This is a genomic window from uncultured Methanobrevibacter sp. (genome assembly GCF_934746965.1).
Taxonomy (GTDB): domain Archaea; phylum Methanobacteriota; class Methanobacteria; order Methanobacteriales; family Methanobacteriaceae; genus Methanocatella.
This window is the reverse complement of the sequence record NZ_CAKVFS010000005.1, coordinates 55,647-68,045: the sequence shown is the minus strand read 5'-3', so window position 1 is coordinate 68,045 and position 12,399 is coordinate 55,647. Positions and strand designations below refer to the sequence as shown.

The following is a 12,399-nucleotide window of genomic DNA, read 5'->3' as shown; positions in this document are numbered from 1 at the left end:
AATTCTCAACTAAATTCATTTTTTTAAAAATTTAATAGCATTAACAATTAATTTCCATTCTATTTTAAAATAGTTTATAGTGTTTTTTGAGTCAAATTTAACTTTATTAATTTTATTTCTTGTTTTTAAACCTTCTTTAATCCCTTCCAGATATGTTTTACCAAATCCTTTTTTAACAAAAAATAAATATTTAATTAAAAATCCTAAAAATAAAAATATGAAGTTTACAATCTTTTGTGGAATCGGGAAATTTTTATAGACAGTCCACACATTATTTCTAGCAGCTAATTTAACTTTAAACTCATTATATCTGCTTCCACTTGTTGCACTTCCAATATGATATACAATTGAATCTGGACAAAATAGATTTTTATATCCATTAATTTTTGCTCTATAACTTAAATCTACATCCTCCATATATGCAAAGAAATTTTCATCAAAAAGACCTATTTTATCTAAAATAGCTTTATTATACATAGCTGCACCAGCACAACTAGAAAATATTTCATATACTTCATTATAATTTTTTAAAGGTTGATTTTCTCCAGTTTTTTTAGTCCATGCCAATATATTATATTCATCACCAGCATCATCTATTAAATTCTTATTATCAAACTGAACCATTTTAGATGCAACTGAAAAAATATTACTATTTGATGAAATTAATGATATTAATGATTTAACAGCTCCTTTTTCAACTTCAGTATCATTATTTAATGAAAATATATAATTATAATTAGATTTTAAAATACCCTGATTTACTGCTTTTGCAAATCCTACATTTTCATTATTTTTAATTACAATTACAGGAAAATCCAAATTTTTCGAATAATTTTCTATAAATTCAACACTACCATCATCAGATCCATTATCAATTAAAATAACTTCTCCAATAGATTCTTTATTATTATTTAAAGAATCAAAGTATGTTTTTAAAAATTGTTTTCCATTATAATTAGGTGTTATTACAGAAGCTTTCATAATAATCAAATAGTATTTTTAAATTTTTTCCACATTTTATAATATAATTTTGGATTTAATAAAAATAGCTTTATTTTAAGCTTAAATTTAAAATCTCCTTCAAATTTAGATAATTTTGAAAACAAATCCAATTCTTTCATTTTTGCAATTACTTCATTAAAATCATAGTTATGATAAAAGAAATAATTCATATTTCCAAATATTGCTTTAGGTATTCTACTTGTAATTATTAAATTAGCTAGTGCATCATGACCTTGAGATTTGTAAAATTTTGAAAGATTTTCCAAAGTTTCAATGAAATTAAATCTTTTAAGACCTGCTTTACTTGTAGCTGAATCCTCTCTTTGAATATAAAAGTAGGTTATTTCTTGACTAATAGCTACACTTTCACCATAACTTAAAGCTTTTAGGGCAAATTCTGTATCTTCACCATAAACAGCTTTTGAATCAAATTTTAAGTTATTATTTTTAATTAAATCTGATTTGTATATTAACTGACAAAAACTGAATTCTGGAATTAACATTTGCAGTTCCATTTTAATTAAATCTTTAGCAGTTATTAAATTATCATGACAGTTAAATGAAGACTCTGCACCTTTTTTTGTCATTTGTGTTAATGTAAAATCTGTTTTTCCATTGTATAATTCAGATAAATGATTAGTTAAAACATAATCATCACTATCAACAAATACTAAATATTCTCCTCTTGAAACTTCAATTCCATGATTTCGAGCTGTACTTACTCCAGAGTTCCTTTGATGAAGTAATTTGTATGGAATATTTGATTTGCTTAGTAATTCCTGTGCAATATCCAAACTATTATCTGTTGATCCATCATCAACAACAATAATTTCATAAAGTTCATCAAAATCCTGATTTATTAGTGAAGATAATGATGTAGATATATATTCTGAATTATTATAAACTGGAATGATTACACTAACTTTAATATTATCCATTTTCTTCACCTTCATTTAATAAGAAATCCACAATTCTTTTAGATGAACAACCATCAATTGGATTAAACTGTGTTTCTAAAAATTTAGAAATCCTATTTTTATCAAAATTATTATTCTTAATTTCAGAAATTAACTCATCAGTTGTGTAAACAATAGGTCCTGGAACATTTTGTTTAAAATCAAAATAAAAACCTCTATCATCAGACACATAATTATCAAAATCATAAGTAAAAAATATTATTGGTTTAAATAACATGGCAAATTCAATCATTATTGATGAATAATCACTTATCAGCACATCAGAAATTAATAAAAGCTCTTGTTCATTATCAAAATCAGTACAATCAATATAATCCTGATTAACTTCAATCTGATTTTTAAAAAACTTTTTGATTTTAGGATGAAGTCTTAAAACCAAAACATAGTCATCTCCTAATTCTTTGTTGAATTTTTCCAAATCTAAAAAATTAAAAACATTATTATCTTCAGAATTATCCCTAAATGTAGGTGCATAAAGAACTATTTTTTTATTTTTAGCTAAATGATATTTAGAATCAAAATTCTCTCTTAATTTATTTAAATCATGATTTTTAAAATAATAATCTGCTCGAGGAAGTCCTAGAGCTTTAATTTTAAAAGTATCTATTTGAAATGCTTCACTATAAAATGGTTTAATACTATCTGCAGAAGTAATTAAATAATCTATATTTTTACCAATTTCTTTAATCATTTCTTTAGATTCACCATCTACTGATGCACCAAACTTTTTAAAAGCCCCTGGAGCATGCCAAAGTTGAATCACTTTAGTGTCTTTTTTAAAATCCATGAAAGCTAATGGAAAAAAATTGTCATTTAAAAAAACATATTTAGAAGTAGCTAACTTTTTAAAATTAGAAAAAGATAATTTATCTTTGTAAAAAAAGTTAAATTGGAAATCTCCTCTTTTTTCAAATTCCTTTTTAATATAGTCTAAATTTCCTTTAAATGATTTATTAGAATCTATAATAAAAGATATTTGTCTATTATTAATTGGAAATTTGGTAAACACATTAAAGAATTTCCCATAGATTTTATGTTTAAGATACATACTTATACAAGCTCTAAATCTTTAAGTTCATCTTCAGATGCTTTTTTAGCTGCTTCAATATATGCATCGCAGACATAATCAACATCTCCATCCATTACTAACTTACCTTTATCTAACCAGATAGCTCTAGTACATAATTCCCTTATTTTAGCTGTAGAGTGTGATACTAAAAGAACCGTTACTCCTGAACCCATCATTGATTTAAGCTTATCTCCACTTTTCTTTTGGAATTTTACATCTCCAACAGACAAAATTTCATCTAAAATCAATACATCAGGTTCAACAACAGTAGCTACTGAAAAACCAAGTTTAGCATTCATACCTGAAGAATAATTTTTAATCGGAATCTCCATAAAGTCCCCAAGTTCTGAAAATTCAACTATTTCATCATATTTACTTAGTAAAAACTCTTTAGAATAACCTAATATTGCCCCATTTAAAAATACATTTTCTCTCCCACTATAATTGTGGTCAAACCCTGCACCAAGCTCTAATAAAGGCGCTATTTTTCCATTTGTATGAATAGTTCCTACAGTAGGTTTAAATACACCAGACAATACTTTTAAAAGAGTACTCTTACCAGCACCATTAAATCCGATGATTCCAACCCTTTCTCCTTTATTAATAGTAAATGATAAATTATCAAGTGCTTTAAAATTTGTTTTTGGTTTAAGTTCCCTTTTAACCCACTTAATACAATATTCTTTTAGATTATCCACTTTTTCTTGAGGCATTTCAAATTCCATTGAAACATTATTAACTTCAATAGCTACATCCTGATTTAATCTTTGATAATCTTCGTCATCATTTAGTTCAGAACTCCAAACATTAGTAGTTTCATCAAACTTATTTGTCGGACTGTCATAACCTTCAGGATGAACATCAACATAGAAATTAGGAGTTACACCAAAATTCTCAGTAAATGCATTTATTGATTTAATTCCTTCCTCCTTACATTTAAGAACCATTCTAAATGCAGCACTTCCTTTTCCACGTACTGAAGGATACCAAATCAAATTTTCTTCATCAAATTCATCTTCAGCTACTTCTTCATCTTTTTCAGATAATTTATTAATTTTTCTAGCTTTAAAATAGTGTCTAACTATTTCAAATCCATCTGGAAGATTAATTTTAATTTTTTGTTTTTCATTAGAAACACCATTCACATTTCTAAAATAAAGAGAATATCTAAATTCTTCACCAACAGCTAATTTAATAGGATTGGATTTAGTAGGATAATATGTATTAGTCTCACCACAAGTCAATAAATACCTTTTAACTTCAAAATTAACCCTAACCCTAATATAATCAAAGTAAAGTAAACCTTCATTATCATTAGCATTTTCTGGGAACTCTATTTCAACTGTAAAATCTTCATTAAATTCTTTTCCAGTAACATCTTCAATAGGAATTGTTACAGAACGATCAGCTGGAAAAACATCAGCATGAATAAATGATAACCTTTCAAACTCATTATCAGATGTTAAAACCCTAATTATAGGTGGATCCATTTTAATTGGGTTTTCAGAAGATTCCTTATGGAAATCATGTTCTACAATAACTGAAATAATTCTGGCATCTTCAGGAATATTAAAATCAAAATCAGTTGCACAAATAATTTGAGGAGCAGATTTTGATTGAATCGTAGTTGAAGCTACATTTTCTAAATCATCAGACATAATATTATCTAAATCAGCCCAAACAGAATGATTTTTTTCATCTTTTTGAGTAATCCTTTTTGGACATCTTATTTGGTTAGTCAAATCAAAACCTCCTTAAATATTTAGTACAAATTTATCTTGATATTTGAAAAATACATAAACTCCAATTATAAGTGAAACTATTGAAGTTACAACTAAAAACATAAACGGCCATGCATCTGGGAAAGTTCCACCAAGAATAATATTTCTAAAACACTCAACAGCAGAATATAACGGGTTTAATTTATATGCAAATAAAAACTGTTGAGGAATAATATCAATCGGATAGAACAATGGAGTCATAAATGATAAAAGCATTACAAGAACTCCATACAAATATTTAATATCTGTAAAGAATGTTGTAGCTGTTGCAAGTATCAAACCAACACCCATTGTTAAAACTAATAAAAAGAACAATGGAATTGGTGAATAAATTAATGCAAAATGGAAAGGAGCTCCAGTAACTATCATTACAGCAACCAACACTACTAAAGATATTAAAAAGTTAATAAATTCAGAACAGACAATTCCCACAGCAAACATATATTTTGGAACATAAATCTTTTTAATAATCTCCGAATTAGATTTAATTGAATCCATAGCACCAGTAGTAGCATTAGCAAATAAATCAAACACTAATTTACCACTTAACAAATAAACTGGGAAATTCTCAATAGTATTTGCAAATATTAAAGAGAAAACCATGGTTAAAACAATCATAGACAATAATGGATTTAAAAAACTCCAGAATAAACCTAAAGTAGAATCTTTATATTTTCCACTTATATCTCTTTTAATTAATTCAGTAAGTAAAAAAGTATACTTACTAAAATTTTGTACATACTCATTGTTTTCAAACATGAACAATAACTCTCTAAGATAAATTTTTATAAACTATTTGTTATTTTTAATAAAAGAATTATAAAAAGATTGCTTATCAAAAAAAATTATATTGTATCACTTTAAACACTAAAAATCGTGTAAATTACATCATAACCTCACAAACTAAAAAATCATGACTTAAATCTCAGCCAATTGATAAATGTCTTAATTTTAGCTTTTCTTTCCCTGGATCTTTTAATTCTAGATATATTCTTAAGTATTCTGCTATAATCATTATCTAAAATAGGTTTAGTTAATGGTGAATAAATTTTCTCACCAAAATCAGGAGTTATAACTACTTGTTTTTTAAGTAATGGATTAATAGCTACTACCAGTTCTCTTTTTTCATCATCAGAAATATCACTAGCTATCAAACTTGCCAACCAGTAAACAAAATGTTTTTTAAAAATTTTTGAGAAATAATCTTCTTTATTTAATTTAGTTACTAATTTATCTATCTCACAATAACCATCAACCATACTAGCTAAATATTTTTTATTTCTAATATGAATTGTTGATTTATTTCCTTCAACATCCCTTATACTGTAATTATAACTACAAAAATCATCGAGATAAACTGTTTTTTTAGATTTAAAAAGAGAATAAATATAAACATACATATCTTCAGCAAGCATACCTTCCAAAAATCTGATATTATTCTCAATTAAAAATTCTTTTCTAAATAATTTTGTCCAGATACTTGGTCCAATATCAAATAATCTTAAATCATCTTTAAAATTATTTATAACAATGTTCTCACCATCAAAAACTGTATCTTCCACAATTACTTTATCTTCATAAATTTTATAATAATTAGTACTTAAAAAATCCGCATTATACTTAGTTATTTTATCATACATGACTTCAAATGCATTATCCACATATGAATCATCATGATCTCCAAAAATAACATACTCACCATTAGCCAAATCCAAACCTTTATTACGACCAGTCCCAGGAAAACCAGAATTATCCTCCAAAAATACAACTGAAACATTCGAATATTCTTCATTAAAATTATTTAACAAATCTAAAGTATAATTATCAGTTGAAGCATCATCAACAAAAATAACCTCAATATTCTCAAAACCCAAAGTCTGAGCCTTAATAGAATCTAAAAAGGTTATTAAAAAGTTTCCAGAATTATATGTTGGAACTACAACTGAAATTTTATACATATTACCTTCTCAATTTGTTTTTTAATCTTGAAAGAAAACTTCTATTATTCATGTTTTCTTGAATTTTTTCTAATTTATCAACTTCAACAACTGCCAAATTAAAGTTCTTATTTAAAATATAACTAACAAGGTTATTATATATTTTTTTAAAATATGGGTCTGGAGTATAATACATTTTAAAAATATCATAAGATTTGGAGAATAATTCTTTTTTATCTTCAGAACCTAATTTACTTAACACAATTGTATATAACCATGATGTCAAATGTTGTCTAAATATTTCTTCCCCATAACTAGTTTTATTTTGAATTTCCAGCATTTTTGCTATTTCATAATAACCATCTAACATTGCTTCAATGTATTTCCTGTTCCTAATATGGATTGTTGATTTATTTCCCTCAACATCACGAATTTTGTAATTATAACTATAAAAATCATTAAGATAAATTATCCCATCTGCTTTTAAACAGCCTAAAGTAGCTACATACACATCTTCACAAAGCATACCTTCCAAAAATCTGATATTATTCTCAATTAAAAATTCTTTTCTAAATAATCTTGTCCAAATAGCTGCAGGAATCCTTAAAAGATTTCTATCTTCATCAATACTTTTAACACTAATTTCTGAAGCATTTTTATATAATGATTTAAATTTAACTACTTTATCATCAAATACCTGATTAAAGTTAGATATTAACATGTCATATCCATTTATTTTATCATACATGACTTCAAATGCATTATCCACATATGAATCATCATGATCTCCAAAAATAACATACTCCCCACCAGCCAAATCCAAACCTTTATTACGACCAGTCCCAGGAAAACCAGAATTATCCTCCAAAAATACAACTGAAACATTTGAATATTTTTCATTGAACTTATTTAACAAATCTAAAGTATAATTATCAGTTGAAGCATCATCAACAAAAATAACCTCAATATTCTCAAAACCTAAAGTCTGAGATTTAATAGAATCTAAAAACTCATTTAAAAAGTCTCCAGAATTATATGTAGCTACTATTACAGATATTTTATAATTCATCAGTTATTTCCCCATATATTTTATTATATTCATCAGTCATGTCTTCAATACTTCTAAATTTAATTTTAGATATGTTTTCTATTTTTTTTAAATAATCTTCATCATCAATGCCTAATATTGTATCATATATTTTTTGAGGATTTTTATAATCTACCAACCATCCCCCACCAGTTTTATTAATTCTTTCTTTAAGTGCACCAAGATTTGTAGCTATTACTGGAATTCCTGCAATCCAACTTTCTGTTAAAGTATGAGAAAATGTTTCAGGGCATGTTGATAAAATAGCAACAAAAGAAGGGTTTATTTTGGAAATTATATTATTAAAATCTCCTCGTTCATATCTTCCATGATTTATTCCATATTTATTTAGATTTGGAATAGATGTTCCCATAAAATGCAATTCCAATGAATTAGTTTTATCCAAATCTTTTATTTTTTTAATTAATAAAGATCCTTTATGCTGTGAAATATGACCTGGAATCACTATTTTAATTGGATTTTTAGTTAATTTTGGCTCAATATTTGATTTTTTAATATTTCTACCATGTTCAATTAATTTAAAATTATTTAAATCTGGATAAATTGAAGTATATGTCTCCATAACTGACAAAGATGGAACTACATTCAGATATGCATTTTTAAGTAATTTAAAACCATGTTTCTGCCAATTTTTTAAAGAATTTCCAAATTTACAATTTTCACATTTAAATTCACAAAAATTAAAGTTTTCATCGATTAAATGAATTGATGGGCAAATATAATAAAAATCATGTATAGATAAAATATAAGGAATTTCTTTTTTATTAGCTATTTCAATTAAATCAAAAGTATGATTAATTAAATGATTAATATGTACAATTTTAATATCTAATTTTGATAGGATTTCTTCATAAATATCAGCTAACTTACTATTTGAAAATTCATATTTTTCAGGATGATAATTGAAATTAGCTATTTTTTCCAAAGTAGAATCAACCTTCCACAACTCAACATCTTCCCCATCACTAGTTAAAATAAATGCCTGAAATTTATTATTTAAGCTATTTATAATATCTAAATTAGTAAAACCAGTTCCACCAATAGTATCTATTTTTTCATGTAAAACAAAAAGAATATTAATCTTATTAGAATTATTAAAGTGAGTTAGATTATCATTATTTACTCTAATCTGGCGATTTTCATTAATTCCATACAATGCATAATGAACTAGAGGATTAATATTAACATCATCATAATGATATTTATAAAAAAGACCATCAAAATAGCTATTCGGTTTTTTACCTTCATCAAAACCAAAGAAAATATAATGTAATAACGGATCCATTCCAGAATTTTTAACTTTAGGATATTTATTTAAATAAAAATCATCATCAAATAAATTATTTTTACGGATAGCCTTATATCCTTTAATAATTAACTTAGCTTCCTTTTTATTAGATGATTTGTGTAAAATATATGTAGTTGGGATTTTACTCATCAACTTATTTTTAAAGCTCATAAAAATCCATCACTTTTAATTAAAATATCCTCTAATTTATTTAAAAACTCTTCAACAAAGTTACCAGTAATTACAAAATTATATTTTGAATTATATTCCCCTTCTTTTTTAGATACTACAATATCATAACCTTCAGAATCATGTTCATTATTATTTGCAACAAAGACTTTAACAATATCTTTCCTAGCTATCATATTATTTAAATCATAACCCGCAGACAAAGAAAGTAAAATGTCCGAAGAATTACCAATATACATATTTTTTAAATCAGAAATCAATTCTACACTAAAACCTAGATTATTGAATTCTTTAGAAATAGCAGATAAGAATTCGCTATTTTGTGGATGATTTCCATCAATAATTGTAATTTTAAGTTTCTTTTGAGTGAAAAATCCATTATCATGTAATTTATCCAGAAGTAAATTTTTAGAAAGATAATTTCCCCATTTGGACCAAAATATCCTATAATTATGTTTATCATTGTCTACATAATTTTTAGTTTTAACCCTTGTACTTGATTCATGATGGAAAAGTAAAGCATTTGAAGCCAATAATGTTTTATAACCTTTTTTATGTAATTTTAATGAAAAATCAACATCTTCAAGACCGTAAATATAATTTTCATCAAGCCCCCCTAATTCATCATAGATTTCTTTGTTAATTAAATTAACAGCGCCTGTAACTGCAATACATTGGTTATTTTCTGTAAGAGAACTGTCAAAAATATCCAAATGATTATTAGCTTTATTAATTGCATATAAACAACAAGGATACATCCTTTCTGCAAACATATCTCCAGTATGTTGAAGTTTAAATGATTTATCACGACCAACATCATAATAAAAAGGAAATACTAATTTAGCACCTACTGAAGCTACATTTTCATTGTTAACAATTGTTCCCACCATCTCATTAAGCCAACCATAAGTTGGATTAATATCATTATTTAAAAGTAAAATATACTCCCCATTAGCTATTTTAGCAGCATCATTATTTCCTTTTGAAAAACTAACATTTTCTTTATTTTCAATGACAGTAATTGGCAAATCTAAACTTTTTAAATAGCCAACAGATTCATCACTAGATGCATTATCTACAACTATAATCTCATAATTTGAATAATTAGTTTTTTTATCAAAATCTGCAAATAACCTTTTTAAGTGATTTAAACCATTTCTAGTTAATATAATAATAGATACTAATGGTTCCTCTTCAAATTCATAGTTAGTTAAAAAAGCTAAATTAGTCTCACAAATTTCCTCCATACGTCTAATCGGATATGCATATTGGAAAATTTTACCTTCATTTTTTCCATGAACAATATAATGAAGCAATGGGTTTAAATTAGCTCTTTGAACATCAGGATAATTATTATTATAAAAATCAGGGTCAAAATCCAGACTTGGAAGTTTTCCTTCCTTATGACCTTTTAATAAGTAATGAGTTAAACTATCTCCCTTAACATCATCATATGTTTCAGCATAAAAAACATCATCAAAAAGCCCTGATTCTTTAATAGAACTGTAATATTTGTAATTTTTCATGGCTTTTTTAAAATCAAAATTAGATTTAAATAAAAAATTAATCAAACTTTTAGTCATTATTTCCCCTGTTTTTTACATTACGTAATTTTTTAGTTAATTTCCATGATGTAGAATCCCTAATACCATTAATCTGCCTATCCCAATGATCACGAGCAATATTTAATGCATTAGCCTCATCTCTTAAAGCATCAATATCATTGAATAATAAATTAATTTCTTCTTTAGTTAAAGTGTTTTTATCTTTAATATTACCCTCTAAATATTCAATTAAATTTCTACTAGTTATATAATCTTCAATTTCAAAATTATGTTGATAACTTCCTTCTTTAGACCAGTATTCATTAACCCAATAATAAACATTAGAAACAGATGGGTGAAAATTATTTTTCCACATAACATAAGGCAAACTTAATTGATCCTGATTAGTGTAATTTATAACTTCTTTCCACCACTGTCTCATTATAGAAATTACTTCAGGATCATTGTGAGCCCTGAATAATGCTCCAGTAACTGGAAGACCATAATGCTCAGGCATTCCTTCAGATCTATATTTTTCAACTTGTTTTGTCATTGTATAATTTGAATATCTTGGAAAAGGCATGGACATTACAGCTTCATCATAAATACAATCTCTTTCCGGGTGAACAACAACAAGCATTTTAGATTTTGCATATTTATAAATATACTCTCGAATACTTCCAACAATTTTAAAAGTTCCATCTAACCAAAAACTGTATTTATAATCTGGAAAATATTTGTCTGTAAATAACCTATATTGTTTTGCTTTTCTATTATCATCTAATGTTGATTTTTCCATTTGAACTATTTCCCATGTGTCAGATTCCAAATCAGGATTTTCTGTAAAACATACATAATCACAATTTTCATCAATAAACTCAGGTTCTTTTAGTTCATCATAATTTCCAGTAAATGCAGTGTAAATAACTAATTTATTATCTTTAACATCATCAATCAATTCCTGATTAGATTCTAAAGTAGGTTGAAATAAATCACTTAAAATAAATGAATCTACTGTTGATTCGAATCTTTGCTTAACTACTTCGTAAGGGTCAACATTATTTTCAGTCATAAAAATCAGCAAACAATTTATTAAAATAACTGATAATAATTTTCATTTTAATAATAATTAAATATATCTAAAAAAAGTATCAGCTTAAAAAAGTTTTTAAGACACGAATGATTAAAAACTTTTCTAAACTAAATTAAAAAAAGAATTAGAAAAATTCTAACATACCCGGAATAGATCCAAGCATAGATTGAATACCTAAAATAAAGATAGCAAGGCCACCAATAAAGTTAATATGTCTAGCATATTTAATAGCATATTTAGTTCCAAAAGTACCTATTAAAAGCCATATTATTACACAAATTAAACTTAATCCACCTAATATAAATGGATTCACATGTGCAGTTGCACCTTGTGCAGATAATATTAAATTTTCAATATTACCAAAAATTAATAATCCCATAAAATTTTTAAATTCATTTGCCATATTTCAAT

11 protein-coding genes are annotated in these 12,399 nt (G+C 25.7%); all 11 read right to left on the bottom strand.

Annotation, left to right across the window (positions count from 1 at the left end; translation table 11 throughout):
- Positions 1-15 precede the first annotated feature (15 nt).
- On the bottom strand, positions 16-981 hold the full coding sequence (locus Q0984_RS05140; protein WP_299524577.1) for a glycosyltransferase family 2 protein: 966 nt from the start codon (positions 979-981) through the stop codon (positions 16-18).
- A 5-nt stretch (positions 982-986) separates the two neighbouring features.
- Entirely contained in the window at positions 987-1,940 is a 954-nt protein-coding gene (locus tag Q0984_RS05135; protein ID WP_299524574.1) for a glycosyltransferase family 2 protein, read from the bottom strand.
- Entirely contained in the window at positions 1,933-3,027 is a 1,095-nt protein-coding gene (locus tag Q0984_RS05130; protein WP_299524571.1) for a CDP-glycerol glycerophosphotransferase family protein, read from the bottom strand. Before Q0984_RS05130 ends, Q0984_RS05135 begins: the two co-directional genes overlap by 8 nt.
- Positions 3,028-3,029: 2 nt before the next feature.
- Positions 3,030-4,790 (bottom strand): ABC transporter ATP-binding protein, encoded by a 1,761-nt coding sequence (locus tag Q0984_RS05125; RefSeq protein ID WP_299524568.1) that lies wholly within the window; start codon positions 4,788-4,790, stop codon positions 3,030-3,032.
- Positions 4,791-4,802: 12 nt separating this feature from the next.
- Entirely contained in the window at positions 4,803-5,588 is a 786-nt protein-coding gene (locus tag Q0984_RS05120; RefSeq protein WP_299524565.1) for an ABC transporter permease, read from the bottom strand.
- A 152-nt stretch (positions 5,589-5,740) separates the two neighbouring features.
- Entirely contained in the window at positions 5,741-6,787 is a 1,047-nt protein-coding gene (locus tag Q0984_RS05115; RefSeq protein WP_299524562.1) for a glycosyltransferase family 2 protein, read from the bottom strand.
- A gap of 1 nt (position 6,788) precedes the next feature.
- Complete coding sequence (locus Q0984_RS05110; RefSeq protein WP_299524559.1) at positions 6,789-7,835, bottom strand: glycosyltransferase family 2 protein; 1,047 nt, start codon at positions 7,833-7,835, stop codon at positions 6,789-6,791.
- Positions 7,825-9,333: a glycosyltransferase gene (locus Q0984_RS05105; protein WP_299524556.1), complete on the bottom strand. Its 1,509-nt coding sequence runs from the start codon at positions 9,331-9,333 to the stop codon at positions 7,825-7,827. Before Q0984_RS05105 ends, Q0984_RS05110 begins: the two co-directional genes overlap by 11 nt.
- On the bottom strand, positions 9,330-10,934 hold the full coding sequence (locus Q0984_RS05100) for a glycosyltransferase family 2 protein (RefSeq protein ID WP_299524553.1): 1,605 nt from the start codon (positions 10,932-10,934) through the stop codon (positions 9,330-9,332). The genes Q0984_RS05105 and Q0984_RS05100 overlap by 4 nt, the downstream gene beginning before the upstream one ends.
- Positions 10,927-11,967, bottom strand: a complete 1,041-nt coding sequence (locus tag Q0984_RS05095; RefSeq protein WP_299524550.1) for a glycosyltransferase domain-containing protein — start codon at positions 11,965-11,967, stop codon at positions 10,927-10,929. The genes Q0984_RS05100 and Q0984_RS05095 overlap by 8 nt, the downstream gene beginning before the upstream one ends.
- 145 nt (positions 11,968-12,112) lie before the next feature.
- Positions 12,113-12,391, bottom strand: coding sequence for a hypothetical protein (locus tag Q0984_RS05090; protein ID WP_299524547.1), 279 nt, complete (start codon positions 12,389-12,391; stop codon positions 12,113-12,115).
- Positions 12,392-12,399: the final 8 nt, after the last annotated feature.